At 24.1% G+C, this 16427-nt stretch carries 16 protein-coding genes and 1 tRNA gene; 3 read left to right on the plus strand and 14 right to left on the minus strand.

Annotated elements, in window-relative coordinates; genetic code table 11:
• Positions 1–33: 33 nt before the first annotated feature.
• The 7 genes from fusA to AB4W66_RS02250 form a co-directional block, all read right to left on the minus strand.
• Positions 34–2139 carry an elongation factor G gene (fusA, locus tag AB4W66_RS02220; protein ID WP_367674814.1) on the minus strand — a complete coding sequence of 702 codons (2106 nt, stop codon included), beginning with the start codon at positions 2137–2139 and terminating at the stop codon, positions 34–36.
• A 71-nt stretch (positions 2140–2210) separates the two neighbouring features.
• On the minus strand, positions 2211–2681 hold the full coding sequence (rpsG, locus tag AB4W66_RS02225; RefSeq protein ID WP_367674815.1) for a 30S ribosomal protein S7: 471 nt from the start codon (positions 2679–2681) through the stop codon (positions 2211–2213).
• A gap of 43 nt (positions 2682–2724) precedes the next feature.
• Positions 2725–3099, minus strand: coding sequence for a 30S ribosomal protein S12 (gene rpsL, locus AB4W66_RS02230; RefSeq protein WP_367674816.1), 375 nt, complete (start codon positions 3097–3099; stop codon positions 2725–2727).
• Positions 3100–3175: 76 nt separating this feature from the next.
• The gene (gene tusB / locus AB4W66_RS02235; protein WP_367674817.1) at positions 3176–3460 is read right to left on the minus strand and encodes a sulfurtransferase complex subunit TusB; all 285 of its coding nucleotides are present in this window, start codon (positions 3458–3460) and stop codon (positions 3176–3178) included.
• A 9-nt stretch (positions 3461–3469) separates the two neighbouring features.
• A complete protein-coding gene (gene tusC / locus AB4W66_RS02240) occupies positions 3470–3877 on the minus strand; it encodes a sulfurtransferase complex subunit TusC (RefSeq protein ID WP_367674818.1) in 408 nt (135 codons plus the stop codon).
• A gap of 24 nt (positions 3878–3901) precedes the next feature.
• Complete coding sequence (gene tusD, locus AB4W66_RS02245; RefSeq protein ID WP_367674819.1) at positions 3902–4288, minus strand: sulfurtransferase complex subunit TusD; 387 nt, start codon at positions 4286–4288, stop codon at positions 3902–3904.
• 146 nt (positions 4289–4434) lie between these two features.
• Positions 4435–5652, minus strand: a complete 1218-nt coding sequence (locus AB4W66_RS02250; RefSeq protein ID WP_367674820.1) for an acetylornithine/succinyldiaminopimelate transaminase — start codon at positions 5650–5652, stop codon at positions 4435–4437.
• A gap of 227 nt (positions 5653–5879) precedes the next feature.
• Between AB4W66_RS02250 and tsgA the strand changes: the two genes are divergently transcribed.
• Positions 5880–7058, plus strand: coding sequence for an MFS transporter TsgA (gene tsgA / locus AB4W66_RS02255; protein ID WP_367675090.1), 1179 nt, complete (start codon positions 5880–5882; stop codon positions 7056–7058).
• Between the two features lie 64 nt (positions 7059–7122).
• Here the strand turns inward: tsgA and trpS are convergent, their stop codons facing one another.
• From trpS to aroK, 4 genes are all read right to left on the minus strand, one after another.
• On the minus strand, positions 7123–8139 hold the full coding sequence (gene trpS, locus AB4W66_RS02260; protein WP_367674821.1) for a tryptophan--tRNA ligase: 1017 nt from the start codon (positions 8137–8139) through the stop codon (positions 7123–7125).
• Between the two features lie 60 nt (positions 8140–8199).
• Positions 8200–8889, minus strand: coding sequence for a ribulose-phosphate 3-epimerase (gene rpe, locus AB4W66_RS02265; protein ID WP_367674822.1), 690 nt, complete (start codon positions 8887–8889; stop codon positions 8200–8202).
• A 278-nt stretch (positions 8890–9167) separates the two neighbouring features.
• Positions 9168–10250: a 3-dehydroquinate synthase gene (gene aroB, locus AB4W66_RS02270; protein ID WP_367674823.1), complete on the minus strand. Its 1083-nt coding sequence runs from the start codon at positions 10248–10250 to the stop codon at positions 9168–9170.
• Positions 10251–10295: 45 nt separating this feature from the next.
• The gene (aroK, locus tag AB4W66_RS02275) at positions 10296–10826 is read right to left on the minus strand and encodes a shikimate kinase AroK (protein WP_367675091.1); all 531 of its coding nucleotides are present in this window, start codon (positions 10824–10826) and stop codon (positions 10296–10298) included.
• 561 nt (positions 10827–11387) lie between these two features.
• On the opposite strand from aroK, the gene AB4W66_RS02280 reads away from it, so the two are divergent.
• A tRNA-Ser gene (locus AB4W66_RS02280) sits at positions 11388–11478 on the plus strand.
• Between the two features lie 21 nt (positions 11479–11499).
• On the opposite strand, the gene deoD is transcribed toward AB4W66_RS02280, so the two are convergent.
• The 3 genes from deoD to AB4W66_RS02295 form a co-directional block, all read right to left on the minus strand.
• The gene (gene deoD, locus AB4W66_RS02285; protein WP_367674824.1) at positions 11500–12237 is read right to left on the minus strand and encodes a purine-nucleoside phosphorylase; all 738 of its coding nucleotides are present in this window, start codon (positions 12235–12237) and stop codon (positions 11500–11502) included.
• Between the two features lie 62 nt (positions 12238–12299).
• The gene (locus AB4W66_RS02290; protein ID WP_367674825.1) at positions 12300–13523 is read right to left on the minus strand and encodes a phosphopentomutase; all 1224 of its coding nucleotides are present in this window, start codon (positions 13521–13523) and stop codon (positions 12300–12302) included.
• A 55-nt stretch (positions 13524–13578) separates the two neighbouring features.
• Complete coding sequence (locus AB4W66_RS02295) at positions 13579–15183, minus strand: peptide chain release factor 3 (RefSeq protein WP_367674826.1); 1605 nt, start codon at positions 15181–15183, stop codon at positions 13579–13581.
• A gap of 217 nt (positions 15184–15400) precedes the next feature.
• On the opposite strand from AB4W66_RS02295, the gene ansA reads away from it, so the two are divergent.
• On the plus strand, positions 15401–16420 hold the full coding sequence (ansA, locus tag AB4W66_RS02300) for an asparaginase (protein ID WP_367674827.1): 1020 nt from the start codon (positions 15401–15403) through the stop codon (positions 16418–16420).
• The last annotated feature ends 7 nt before the right edge of the window (positions 16421–16427 follow it).

Below are 16427 nucleotides of genomic sequence, written 5' to 3' on the forward strand. Positions count from 1 at the left end.
TAACAAATAAAATTTTTTTTATTTTTAATAAAATCATTTTTTTTTGTTATCAATAATATTTTTAGAAATATTATTAGGTGTTTCTGAATATTTCAAAAATTCCATAGAATAAGAAGCTCGTCCTTGAGTTTGAGAACGTAAATCAGTAGCATATCCAAACATTTCAGATAAAGGTACTTTAGATTGAATTATTTTACCAAATGAAGAATCAATCATTCCTTCTATAATTCCTCGTCGACGACTTAAATCCCCTATTACTTCACCCATATAATTTTCTGGAGTTTCTACTTCAACTTTCATAATTGGTTCCAATAAGACTGGATTAGCTTGTTTAAAAGCATTTTTAAAAGCAATGGAAGCAGCAATTTTAAATGCTAATTCTGAAGAATCTACATCATGATAAGAACCAAAAACTAATCGTATCCCAATATCAACTACAGGATATCCTGCTAATGGACCATTTTTTAATTGTTCTTGAATTCCCTTATCTACTGCTGGAATATACTCTCCAGGAATAATTCCACCTTTAATTTCATTTAAAAAAATATAACCTTTTCCACCAGGATCTAATGGAAAAATATCAATTACTACATGTCCATACTGACCTCTACCACCAGACTGTTTGATATGTTTTCCTTCAACATTTTTAACAATATTACGAATCGTTTCTCTGTAAGAAACTTGAGGAGTTCCAATATTTGCTTCTACCCCAAATTCTCGATTCATTCTATCTACAATAATTTCTAAATGTAATTCTCCCATTCCAGCTATTATTGTCTGATTAGATTCATGATCCACCCAAACTCTAAAAGAAGGATCTTCCCTAGCTAATCTAGTTAACGCATTACCCATTTTTTCTTGATCTATTTTAGTTTTAGGTTCTACAGAGATAGAAATAACTGGTTCTGGAAAATCCATTTTTTCTAAAACAATCGTATGATTTAAATCACACAAAGTGTCTCCAGTACTCACATTTTTTAAACCAATTGCTGCTGCAATATCCCCAGCCCTGACTTCCTTTATTTCATCTCGTTTATTCGCATGCATTTGTACAATTCTACCAAACCGTTCTTTATGTAATTTAACAGAATTAAAAACAGTATCTCCCGAACGAACTATTCCAGAATAAACTCTAAAAAAAGTCAGATTACCTACAAATGGGTCTGAAGCTATTTTAAAAGCAATAGCAGAAAATGGTTCATCATCATCAAATTTTTTATTAATACAATTAGAATTGTCATTAAACAATCCTTTAATAGATTTTACATCAACAGGAGATGGTAAATATTCAATAATTGCATCTAATAATGCTTGAACACCTTTATTTTTAAAAGCTGATCCACAAGTAACTAACATGATTTCATTCTTCAAAGCTCTACTTCGTAAAGCTGACTTAATTTCCTCCTCTTTTATATTTTTTCCAGATAAGTATTTTTCCATAATATATTCATCATTTTCTACAGCAGACTCAATTAAATATTCTCGCCAATGATTTGATAAATCTAACAAATCATCTGGAATGTTTTCGTAAGTAAATGCTACTCCTTGATCATCACTATTCCAATTTATTGCTTTCATTTTTATTAAATCGATTACTCCAGAGAAATTTTCTTCAGATCCGATAGCTAACTGCAAAGGAACAGGAATAGTACCTAAACGATTTTTAATTTGTTTTATAACCTTAAAAAAATCAGCTCCCATACGATCCATTTTATTTATAAAAGCAATACGTGGAACATCGTATTTATTTGCTTGTCTCCATACCGTTTCTGATTGTGGTTGAACACCTCCTACTGCACAATATACCATCACTACTCCATCTAAAACACGCATTGAACGCTCTACTTCAATCGTAAAATCCACATGACCTGGAGTATCAATAATATTAATTCTATGCGGTGAAAACTGTTTTGCCATCCCTGACCAAAAAGTAGTTGTTGCAGCAGAAGTTATAGTAATTCCTCTTTCTTGTTCTTGTTCCATCCAATCCATAGTTGCTGCTCCATCATGGACTTCACCAATTTTATGATTTACGCCAGTATAAAATAAAATCCTTTCTGTTGTTGTTGTTTTACCTGCATCAATATGAGCACTAATACCAATATTTCTATAATTTATTATGGGTGTTTTACGTGTCATTAATTTTCTATTATTCCTAGTAAATACTTTATGTAAATTATTATTCTATTAATATAAATTATTAAAACTAATTACCATCTATAATGAGCAAAAGCTTTGTTTGCTTCAGCCATACGATGCACATCTTCTTTTTTTCTAACTGCCATTCCTTTATTTTCTAAAGCGTCAAACAATTCTTTAAATAATCTTAAAGACATAGATTTATCTGTTCTTTTCCTTGCTGACTCAATAATCCATCTCATAGCTAAAGCATTTCTTCTAACAGATCTTACTTCCACTGGAACTTGATAAGTAGAACCACCAACTCTTCGAGATTTTACTTCTACTGTAGGACGAACATTTTCAAGAGCAATCTCGAAACACTCTAATTCATTTTTTCCTAATTTACTCGATAAATCTTTTAAAGCACGATATACAATAAATTCAGAAATAGATTTTTTTCCATCAACCATTAATATATTAATAAATTTAGCCAATAATTCTGAACCAAATTTAGGATCAGGTAAAATTTTTCTATTACCAATTACACGACGACGTGGCATGTTAAACCTCACTAATAAAGCTAACTATTTATAATTTAAACAACTATTTCTTAGATTTCTTTACTCCATATTTAGAACGACTTTTTTTTCTATCTTTTACACCAGCACAATCTAATGCACCTCTAACCACATGATATCTAACTCCAGGTAAATCTTTAACCCTACCTCCTCTTATTAAAATAACCGAATGTTCTTGTAAATTATGTCCTTCACCTCCAATATATGCAGTAACTTCAAAACCATTCGTTAAACGAACACGACAAACTTTTCGTAAAGCTGAATTTGGTTTCTTTGGAGTAGTAGTATAAACCCGCAAACACACACCTCTTCTTTGAGGACAACAAGACAAAGCAGGAACATTGTTTTTTATAATTTTTTTGGAACGAGGAAAACGAACTAATTGATTTATTGTAGTCATAAAACTCTCTAATTAAATTAATTTAAATTACTTAAAAAAAATAAAATTTTAAAATATAAAAAAATTATTAAAAATTTTACCAATTCATGTATTTACTATATTTTATAGTCATTCTTACAAAATAATTATAATTAATTAAACAAAAATGAGGAGATAAAAATGAATTTAATCCTCTGTCTGTAACGTCTTCTCCTAAAACATACAAATTACTAAGTTTAGTTGTTTTTCTAAAAAAAACACTATTTCTTAAAGCAATAATTACTCCGTCCTGTAAAGCTATTAAAGAATCATTCTCTTTAAAGTAACTAAACAATAAATCTGTATTACAAGAAAAAGGGGAAGAAAGCAATATATGCAACATTTAAAATCCCTAAAAACTCAAAATTAAATCATAAGAATCTATTTTTTTTCTCATTTCCTTTGGATTCAAAATACTAACATCCAATAAAAAAGAATTTTTAAGATCAATATTCCTATCAAATAAAGATCTTTTACAAACGAAAAATGTTTTAATTCCATAATTAACTAATATTAAAAAATAAGAAGGATAATTATTAGAAAAAACCCTTTCTGAATTTTGAAATTTTACTATTTGTAATACTCCATCACCAATAAAAAAAATTCCTATATTATCTTGTATCGTTGAAGCCGATAAAACTACATTTAATCCTTCACGTCCAATGCTACTTCCATGAATAGATTTACTAATTACAAAAGCTATAGATTTCATCATAGTAAAAAATACAAAAAAGTTTTGAAAAATAATAACTTTATCCATTTATAAAAAAATAAAAAAAAATTTCTAAAATTTTATAACTCTATCAGACTGTTGTATAGAAAAAAATAATTCTGTTAATCCCGTTAATTTAAATCCTTTAGCTAAATTGTCTTCTTTGAAGCTATTATATTCAACTTGTTCTAAATCAAAAATTCCTCTTTTTGAAGCATCATTTATACAAACACACAAAGGAATATTATATTTTAAACCAAAATTGCTCCAAGAATTCACTAGATTGTTTTCATAAAAATTTGAAAAAATCAACTTATTAGCATTAAAAACTCCATTAAAATTAAAAAAAATACTTATTATTTTAAATCCTGCAGAAACAATAGTATTAGAAAACAAAAATGCAGTTGTAAATCTTACATTTTCAAATAATACATCTGAAACTATAATTGTATATTTCATAAAATAATTTAAACAAATAATATGTATATTTTTCTTTTTTACAAATTATATTACTAATAATACTATTTATAAACAACAAGAACACATTTTATGTTTAAAAAAAATAAACAAAAAGTTTATAAAAACTCAATTTAAATAAATAAAAATTAAATGTTTTTTAAAGCTTTATAAAAACGAAACATTCCTTCTTTAATATCTTTATTTTTTATGTTCAAAGGAGGTAATAATCTAATTACATTTTTTCCAGCTTTCAATATCAAAACTCCTTCTTTTGCAGATGATAAAATTATTTTATTAATTTCATTTTTATATTTATTTTTTAAATCTATTCCTAGTAATAAACCTTTTCCTCGAATTTCATTAAAAATATTTATTCTACGATTTATTTTTAATAATTCTTTTACAAAAATTTTATTCTTTTTTCTTACATTTAATAAAAATTTTTCAGAATTAATTATCTTCAAAGATGTTTCTGCTATAGCACAGGATAATGGATTTCCTCCATAAGTACTTCCATGAATACCAATTTCCACTACTTTAGAAATCTTTTCATTCACTAATGTAGCACCAATAGGAAATCCAGAACCTAAAGCTTTTGCTAAAGTAATAATATCAGGTTCTATATTATAATGTTCATAACAATATAATTTTCCAGTTCTTCCCATTCCTGTTTGTATTTCATCGACTATTAATAATACATCATGTTTGTTACATATATTTCTTAATTTTTGCATAAAATCCATTTTTGCAGGTATAACTCCACCTTCTCCTTGTATAGGTTCTACTACAACTGCACAAGTACTGTCATCAACTACAGATTTAATAGCCTTAATATCATTATATGGAATATGAAAAATTTCAGACGGTTTAGGACCAAATCCATCTGAATATTTAAATTGCCCACCTACGCATACTGTAAAAAACGTTCTTCCATGAAAAGAATTCAAAAAAGAAACTATTTTATTTTTATGAAAACCATATACTTTATTTGAATAATATCTAGCTAATTTAAAAGCAGCTTCATTCGCTTCAGCTCCTGAATTAGAAAAAAAAACTCTAGAAGAAAAACTAGTTGTACTATTCAATCTTTGTGCAAGATTTATTGCTGGTTCATTAACAAATAAATTACTTATATGCCATAATTTTTTACTTTGTAATACTAAAGACTTTTGGATTAAAAAATTGCAATGACCTAATGCAGTTACTCCTATTCCACTAGAAAAATCAATATAATCTTTTCCTAATCGATCAAATACTCGACTTCCCTTACCGTATATAGGAATAATTGAAGATGGAGAATAAAAAGGAATTATTAATTTTTCAAACATTTTTTTATTAAATGTTTTAATTTCTTTTCTAATCATAAAACACCCTATCATTGAAAACTACAAAAATGTTATATTTATAAAATATAAAATATTTATTTTTTTATTTTTCTTAAATTAATTTAAATTAATAAACATTTTTTGAAACTTAAAATAATTTGCAATCTTATTGAAAACTATTTTAAAAAAATAATTTAAAAAAAAATATTATTATCCTAATCAAAAAAAATACTTTTTAAACACTTATTATTATTAAATGGAAAAAAATAATGAAAGACAACAAAATTCGTTTAACTAGTATCAGTTTTTTATCTTATTTAATTACTGGTGCTTTAGTAACAGTAACAGGGGTGATGATGGAAAATATGGCAAAATATTTTCATATTTCAATTTCGCATATAAGTCATATTTTTACATTTTTAAACTTTGGAATTTTAATTGCAATTTTTTTAAATGCTTGGTTAATAAAAACAATACCAATAAAAAATCAATTACAATTAGGATTTATATTAATGATAATATCTATAGGAGGTTTAATTTATAGTAAAAATTTAATTATATTTTCAATAAATATATTTATTATGGGAATAGTCAGTGGAATTACTATGTCAATAGGTACTTTATTAATTACATATCTTTATAAAGGAAAAAAAAGAGCCTCTCTTTTACTTATTACTGATTCATTTTTTAGTTTATCAGGAACATTTTTCCCAATAATAGCTTCATTTTTAATGTCAATCAAAAAACCTTGGTATTATGTTTACATAATCATTGATATACTTTATTTGTTAATATTTGTATTAAGTTTAATAACTCAATTTCCAACTTTTTCAAAAAAAATTAAAAAAAAAACAAAAGAAAAAAAAAAATTAAACTTGAAAAAGAAAATTTGTTTAACATTATTATCAATTTCATCTACAACCTATATATTAGGACAACTTAGTTTTATTTCCTGGATACCAGAATACATACATAAAATTATTAAATTAAATTTAATTGAATCAGGAAAACTAGTTAGTAATTTTTGGATGGCTTATATGATAGGAATGTGGTTTTTTAGTTTTATACTTGAATCTTTTGATTTGCAAAAAATTTTATCTATATTATCAGGTATTTCTACAATAATGATGTTTTTCTTTCTTAATTCTAAAAAAATTATAATACTTCACTTTACAATAATAATTTTAGGATTTTTTTCCAGTGCTATTTATACTATAATAATATCTTTAGCATCACTACAAATTAAAGAAATATCCCCTAAAATTATCAGTTTAATTTTAACATGTGGTACAATTGGTTCATTGCTTACATTTATCTTTACTGGATATATAATAAATAAAAAAGGAGTTTTTGCTTCCCTCCTAGCTTCTAATATACTATATTCTATAGTCTTTATTATTAGTATTATTTTATTTTTTTTTACATCTCATAAAAAAAATAGCTAATTACTATTCAAATAAGAATATTATTTAATTTCTAAAACTATTATTACGATTTTTTTAAAATAATTTAATAATTGTAGTAGTAGTTAAATAATCCAATTGATTTATTTACTAAAAAAATAGTTTTTTGTGCTTTCATTTTTGCTTTTTCAGCTCCAGAAATAGCAACTTCATATAAATAATCTTCATTTTTTCTAAAATCAAAAAATTTCTTTTGTAAGCAGAATAATTTTTCACTAATAATTTCAGCTACTTCTTCTTTAAATTTTTTATAATTAACATTTTTATATTTTATTTCTAAATCTTTAATTTTTACTTTTGTTAATAATGATACTATATTTAATAAATTAGATATTCCTGATTTATTAAATTTATCATAAATAATTAAACCTGGGTCTTCAGAATCAGTAACTGAATTTTTAATTTTCTTAAATATAGAATCTTGATTATCCAATAAAAAAATAGTACTTTTTCTATTTATATCAGATTTAGACATTTTTTTATTTGGATTTAATAAAGACATAATTTTTAATTTAGATAAAAAATCAATAGCAATTGGAGCTGTAAATACATCTCCATATAAAGAATTAAAACGATAAACAATTTTTTTAATAAATTCTAAATGCTGTTTTTGATCTTCACCAACTAAAATTTTATTTGTTTTATACAATAAAACATCTGATGCCATTAGAATCGGGTAATTTAACAATCCAGAATTAATAGAATTTTTATTCTGTAAAGATTTTTCTTTAAACTGAATCATTCTACTCAATTCTCCAACATACGAATAACAATTTAAAACCCAATTTAAATAAACATGTTCATAAACAGATGACTGAACAAAAATTATACTTTTATTAGGATTCGCACCTGAAGCTAAATAAAAAGCTAATGCATCTAAAGTTGTCTTTTTTAATTCATTAGGATTATTTCGAACAGTAATTGCATGTAAGTCAGCGACACAAAAAAGACAAAAATAATCATTTTGAACTTTTTTAACATTTGATAATATCGATGTATAATTTCCTAAAGTCATTGATCCAGTAGGTTGTATAGCAGTAAATAAAATTTTTTTTAAATTCATCTTTTATTCCATAAAATATAAATTTTTCATTTTTTTATATAAAAATTTTAAATAAAAAAACTAAATTTTTTTTCTAATAATAGAAACTTTTTCTAATTCTTTTCTCATTAAACTAATAGCTAATTTATAATTTTTAGAACCAAACAAAGATGTTCCAATAACAAAAAAATCAGCTCCATATCTAGCAATTTTACCTATATTTTCTACTTTTACACCACCATCTACTGCTAATAAAATATTTAATTTATTTTTTTCAATTAAATTCCTAACAAAACTTAATTTTTTTAAAACAAACGGTATAAAATTTTGTCCACCAAATCCAGGATTAACAGACATTAAAACAATAATATCCAATCTATCTAAAGTATAATCAAGATAATCTAATGAAGTGGTGGGATTAAAACTTAATCCTACTTTACAACCATAACTTTTTATTAAATTTATTGTATGATCTAAATGATTAGTAGCCTCAGGATGAAAAGTAATAAAAGTAGCTCCTGCATCAGCAAACATAGGTATAAATTTATCCACTGGATAAGTCATTAAATGTACATCAATCGGAACATCCATCTTAAAATTACGAATTGATTTCAAAATTGCAGGTCCAAAAGTTAAATTTTCTACATAATGTCCATCCATAACATCAAAATGAATTACATCTCCTCCAGAAGACAATGATTCATTAATTTCTTCTCCTAATCTAATAAAATCAGCAGATAAAATCGAAGGAGCTAAAAAATAGTTTTTCATTTTTCTTCTCTTAACTAAATTTAAAATATAAATACTTAATTTATTTAATTTAATAAAATTAAAAATGGTTTTATTAAATTTAAAAAACATAAAAATCTTAAATAATAGAGAAAAGGCGCAATAAAAAAATCTATCAAAAAAAAGTATAAATATTTTTTAAAATTAAAATTGACACCTTTTCATTAAAAAAAAATAATTTTAAAAAATAACGAAAAGTTTTTTTATAAATAAAAAAAATAAAAATTTACCATTTTTTTTGTTTCAAACTAACTTTTTTTTTATTGACAATCTTTGATAGCTGACAAAATTATATTTTTATCAACTCCTTCTTGAACTTTAGCTTTGCCTATTGAAATAGGTAAAATTAATCTTACTGTACCTGAAATAACCTTTTTATCTCTCATAATGTATGGAAGATAAGAAGAAGGAGGCATGCTTTTCGGTCCTTTAGTCGGCAAACCTACACGATTCAATAAATTTACTATTCGTTTCATATCATCTTTCTTCAAAAATCCTAAAATTTCAGAAGTTCGAGCAGCCATTACTATTCCAACAGATACAGCTTCTCCATGCAACCAATTTCCATACCCAGAATGCGATTCAATTGCATGTCCATAAGTATGTCCTAAATTCAACAAAGATCTAATATTTGATTCCCTTTCATCCAAAGAAATAATATGAGACTTAATTTCACAACATCTTTTAATACAATAAGTAATCTCTTTTTCTTTCAATAATAAAAGAGAATGTAAATTTTCTTCTATCCAAGTGAAAAATACTTTATCAAATACAATTGCATATTTAATAGTTTCTGATAGACCTGATATCAATTCCGAAGTAGATAAAGTTTGTAAAAAATCTAAATTAATAACAACAGAAGATGGTTGCCAAAATGTTCCAATCATATTTTTTCCTAAAATATGATTGACTCCAGTTTTTCCACCTACTGAAGCATCTACTTGAGACAAAAATGTTGTAGGTATTTGTATAAAACGAACTCCTCTCTGATAAATAGAAGCAGAAAAACCAGTTATGTCTCCTATGACTCCACCGCCAAGAGCTATTAAAGTTGTATCTCTACTATGTTGCTTCTCTAAAAGAGAAGATATAATAACTTCCATTTCATTTATAGTTTTATATTGTTCACCATCTGATAAAATCACTTGATCTACTTTTATTCCAGATCTTCTTAATTGATACAAAACTTTATCTTTCCATAAATTTGCTAAAGTTTTATTTGTAACAAGCATAGCTTGTTCACCTGATTTTAAAGGAAAAAAAATTCCATCTACTTCAAATAAATTAGATCCAATAACAATTGGATACGTTCTTTTTTTTAAAATTACATTAATTTTTTCCACAATAATTTCTATTATACCTATTGTATTTTACTATATAAAATATAATTATTTTTTTTCTAAAGATTGAAAGATAAAATATGCAACAGACCTAGCACTCTTATAATCTGTACTAATAGTTACGTCTGCAATCTCTTCATACCACGGATTTCTAACAATCGCCAAATTCTCTAAAACAGTACGTATAGAAGTTGAACTATTATCTTTCTGTAATAAAGGTCTTTTTTTATCTTTTTGTGTTCGTATTATCTGTTTTTCAATACTAGTTTTTAGATATATTACAATTCCTCTTCCAGAAAGAAAATTTCTAGATTCTTTTAATATAATTGACCCCCCTCCGGTAGCAAGTACAATTCCTTTTTTTTTTGTCAATTCATTAATAATGTTTTTTTCTCTTTTTCGAAAACCAATTTCTCCTTCTAAATCAAAAACCCAGCTAATATCTACTCCTGTTCGATTTTCAATCTCTTGATCAGAATCATAAAATTCCATATTTAATTGTTTTGCTAAATAACGACCAATAGTACTTTTTCCAGCTCCCATAGGTCCAATTAAAAAAATATTTCTTTTTTCTGCCATATTTTTAATCATTTAATCCGTGAACGATATCTAGTACAATGAAAAATATTATTTTATACCAGAAAGAAAAATAAAATTTATATATAAAAAAACATTAATAAATTTAAATTTGATTTCTATTTAAAAAAAATTTTATTTAATTTTTTAATTATTGATTATTAAATCATTCCAAAAAATTATTAAATAATTTTAAAAAAAAATCTCTATTAAAATTTTGTAGTTTAAACATTAAGCATGAAAAATCAAAAATTAATAAATCTGAAAAAAATTTAGATTTTTTTTAATATTAACACATTCTAAAATAGATCTAAAAAAAAATTTTTTTTTTTAAAAAATATTTGTTTAAATTATTATAATATGTTATTAATTTCTTTAATTAAAAATTAAATTTTTTATTTTTACTAAAATTTTTTGAAATTTTAAGTATATATTTAATTTTTAAAAAAATAAAAAGTATTTAAAAAACGTAAAAAAATATTTTTTAATAAAATTATTTATATCAATTTAATAAATTGATTTATATTTTAATTAAATCAATAATATTAATATTATTTTAAAAAAGGTGAGGTGTCCGAGAGGATGAAGGAGCATGCCTGGAAAGCATGTATACGAAAATAAATTCGTATCAAGGGTTCGAATCCCTTTCTCACCAAAAGAAAAATTAATTTTTAAATCAAAAATTTAAATTATTATATTTATTATTTAACAAAATAGAATCTAAAACTAATAATATTATTTCATCAAATCCTACAATTCTTTCTGAAATAGAAATTTTTTTTTTATTCAAAATATGATCTGAAACTAGACAAATAGAAACAGATCTAACACCTAATACTGAAGATAAACCATACAATCCAGCAGTTTCCATTTCTATTCCTAAAATATTTCGTTTTTTCATTAAATCTATACGTTTTCTATCCTTATAAAAATAAAATAAATCAGTACTAAAAATGTTTCCCAAAAATAACTTTAATCCCAATCTTTTTGCGGATCTAACCAAATTTAACACCAGATTAAAATCTGCAATTGCTGAAAAATCATAATTTTCAAATAATAATCTATTTACATTAGAATCTGTACAAGCTCCTAATCCAATTATTTTATCACATAAATTTATGTCATTACGAACTGAACCACAAGTTCCTAATCTAATAATCTTATTAACTTTATAAAAATCCACTAATTCCTGAACATAAATTAAACAAGAGGGTATTCCTATTCCATGTCCAACTACTGATACTTTTTTATTTTTATAAAAACCTGTATAAACTAGCATAGATCTTACATTACTTACTAAAACTGATTTTTCCAAATATCTTTCTGCAATATATTTTACTCGAATTGGATCACCTGACATCAATACTACGTTTGATATACTATTTTTTTCTGCACTTATATGAGGAGTATTCATTCTAATTTCCTAAAAATAATAAAAAATTAATATTTATTAAATACAATTAAATTTTAAAAATCCTATAAAATACTATCACCATAATTCATTCTAGAAATTCCAAAATATTCCGATATAGTTTGAGAAATATCTGCAAATGTTTTTCTACAACCTAAAAATTTATTCTTCATTTTTTTTTTATAAATTAATATAGGAACATATTCCCGAGTGTGATCAGTTCCTATCCAGGTTGGGTCGCAACCATGATCTGCTGTTATAATTAATAAATCATCTTTTTTTAAAATATTTAATAAACGAGGTAAATTAAAATCAAAATATTCTAACCCTTTGGCATAACCAGAAACATCTCTTCTATGACCCCATAAAGAATCAAAATCTATGAAATTAGAAAAAACAATAGAATTTCTTGAGCAACAGTTAATAGCTTTAATAGTTTTTTCAAAAGAATCAAATAAATCTTGAGTAGATATTGAACTAGTAATTCCAATTCCAGAAAAAATATCCGAAATTTTACCAATAGCATGAACCGATCCTCCTTTTTCAAGAATTAATTTTTCCAATACTGTTTTTTTATTTATAATAATTGAAAAGTCTTTTCTTTTTTCAGTTCGTTTAAAATTTTCTGGATTATTACCTATAAATGGACGAGCTATAACCCTAGCTATATTAATTTTATTTTTATTTAAAATAATTCTTATTTTCTTACAAAGTTCATAAAGATTATTTAATCCATATTCTTTTTCATGACAAGAAACTTGAAATACAGAATCTGAAGAAGTATAAAAAATAGGTTTTTTTGTTAATAAATGTTCAATTCCAAATTTTTTTATTATCTCTGTACCTGAAGCATGACAATTTCCTAAGATTCCAGTTAAACCACAATCATTTTTAATTTTATTTAACAGCGATTTAGAAAAACTATTTGTTAATTTATTAAAAAAAAACCATTCTTTAAATATAGGAACACCAACAATTTCCCAATGACCAGAAAAAGTATCTTTACCTTTAGAAATAGAAGAAGAATAAGCATAACAGCCTTGTAAAAATTTTGTCTTTTTCACACCTAAAGGATAATTTCCAGTAACTTCTTTAAATATCTCTCCTATTCCTAAAGACATTAAATTAGGTATTGAAAGAACACCTGATCTTCCATTATTTGCCTTTCCTAAAAAACACATTTTAGCTATATTACCAAATGTATTTGCTCCATAATCTCCAAATTCATAAGAATCCATACAAGAACCAATACCAAAAGAATCTAATATAATTAGAAAAACTCTTTTCATAAAAACTTCCTAATATGTTCAAAATATTCTTATTAAAAAATCAACTTTAAAAAACTTAACATTCTCTAAATTTTTTAAAAATTATATTTGGATTTTTATTAACTATCATTTTTAATTCAAATAAACTAGTTGCAATGTATACTAAATAATCTTCATTATCAAACGCTAACTGCATAGAGTTATTATTTTTAAAAAATCTTAATTTCTTAATATCATTACAAAAAACCCATCTTATAGCGACTATATTTACTTTTTTTAAAACTATTTCTACTTGATATTCGATTTGTAATCGTCTTGATATCACGTCAAACTGTAACTTTCCAACTGCCCCTAAAATAATACAATTACTCACAATAGGTTTAAAAATTTGTATAGCTCCTTCTTCAAACATTTGTGTTAATCCTTTTGACAACTGTTTTTTTTTCATTGGATTTTTTAAAGAAACAGAACAAAAAAATTCTGGAGAAAAATTCGGTATTCCTAAAAATTTAATTTGTTCTCCTTCAGTAAAAGTATCTCCTATCTTTATAGAATTATTATTACAGATTCCAATAATATCTCCAGGGTATGCTTTATTCACAATTTTTCTTTCATTACCTAAACAATAAATAGCTTTTCTTATAATAAAAAATTTTCCAGTTCTAGTTTGTTTTAATTTTATTCCTGAAAAATATTTTCCAGAAACAATTCTTAAAAAAGCAATCCTATCTCGATGTCTTAAATCCATATTAGCTTGAATTTTAAAAACAAAACCAGAAAATTTTTTTTCATTAGAAAATACAATACGAACATCACTTTTTTTTTTTTTAGGAGTTGGAGCATATTTTATTAAAAAATCAAACATAGGAGCAATACCAATAGAATGTAATGCACTACCAAAAAAAACAGGAGTTATTATTCCATCTAAAAAATTATCAACAGAAAATGAAAAATATTTTTTTTTCACTAATTTTAGTTCTTTTTTAAAATCTAAAAAAATATCAAACTCAAATTTTTTTTTTAAAATTGACTTTAAACTTTCTTCTATATTAATAAATTCTAACTTTTTTTGTTTCTCATTTGTTAAAATACTACCTTTAATGTTTCTACTTATAAAAGAACTATTTTGAAAATTATATATTCCTTTTAAAGATCCTCCGCGACCTAATGGCCAAACAATAGGTGAACAAAAAATTTCTAATTCTTTTTCTATCTGATCTAACAAAAAAATTGTACTAATTCCTTCTCTATCTATTTTATTTATAAAAGTTAATATAGGAATATTATGTAATGAAACAACTTCCATTAACTTTTTTGTACGATCTTCTACACCTTTGGAAGAATCAATAATTATTAAACAAAAATCTACTGCAGTTAAAATTCGATACGTATCTTCAGAAAAATCTTCATGACCCGGAGTATCTAATAAATTTATTACATGTTTTCCATAAAAAAATTGTACTACTGAAGTAGTAACGGTAATACCTCTTTCTTGTTCAATTTTCATCCAATCAGATTTTAAATTTTTATTAGATTTTTTTATTCGATTTATACTAGAACAACGAATAATATTTCCTAACAATAAAATTTTTTCAGTAATTGTAGTTTTTCCTGAATCAGGGTGAGAAATAATAGCAAAAGTTTTCCTTTTTTTTATTTCTGAAAAATCTCTTTTCAACATATTTTTTATATCTCGTTTTATTTTAAAAAAATAAAAATATGTACTATAATAAAAAAATTTAATTAAAAAAAACAAAAATTAATTTAAACTAACTAATTTAAAAAATAAAAATTTTTATATAAATTTATTTTTTTAAAGATTATTATTCTCAACTATAAAAAACAATTTTATTTAATATTTTTTTTGAAAGAAAAAAATAAAAATATATGGAAAAAATATGAAAAAAAAAAAAATATATATAGCATATACAGGAGGAACTATTGGTATGAAAAAATCAAAAAATGGATATATTCCTATTTCTGGATATTTGCAAAAACAACTATACAAAATGCCAGAATTTTATTCCACTAAAATGCCTCTTTTTACCATTAAAGAATATCAACCAATTATAGATTCTTCAAACATAACTCCTAAAGAATGGACAACAATTGGAATTGATATTAAAAAAAAATATTATAAATACGACGGATTTATTATATTACATGGAACTGATACAATGGCTTATACAGCTTCAGCATTATCATTTATATTAGAAAATTTACAAAAACCAGTTATTATCACTGGATCTCAGATACCTTTGTCTGAAATAAGATCTGATGGAAGACAAAATCTTATTAACGCTTTATTTTTAGTAACCAACTATCCAATAAATGAAGTAACTTTACTTTTCAACAACAAATTATATAGAGGTAATAGAACTACAAAGAAAAACACAAATGGATTTGATGCATTTGATTCTCCAAATCTAGATCCATTATTAGAAATAGGAATCAATGTTAATTACTCTAAAAAATCTCACTTAAATAAAAAAACAAAAAAAAAAAAACTAAAAATAAATAAAATTAATTCACAACCAATTGGATTAATTAGAATTTACCCAGGAATTTCTTTTAAAATAATAAAATATTTTTTATTACAACCAGTAAAAGCAATTATTCTATGTTCATACGGAAGTGGAAATGTTCCACAAAAAAAAAATTTTTTAAAAGAATTAGAAAAAGCATTAAAAAAAAATATAATAATTATTAATTTAACACAATGTATGTACGGAAAAGTTAATATGAATAAATATGCCACCGGTAGTTATCTCGCTGAAATAGGAGTCATCAGTGGACATGATTTAACAATTGAAGCTGCTTTAACAAAATTATATTTTTTACTAAGTCAAAATCTTTCTAATAAAGTAATAAAAAAAAAAATGCAAAAAAACCTTCGTGGAGAAATCACAATAAAATAATAAACTT

It is taken from the genome of Buchnera aphidicola (Tetraneura ulmi) (assembly GCF_964058925.1).
GTDB classification, from domain to species: domain Bacteria; phylum Pseudomonadota; class Gammaproteobacteria; order Enterobacterales; family Enterobacteriaceae; genus Buchnera_D; species Buchnera_D aphidicola_B.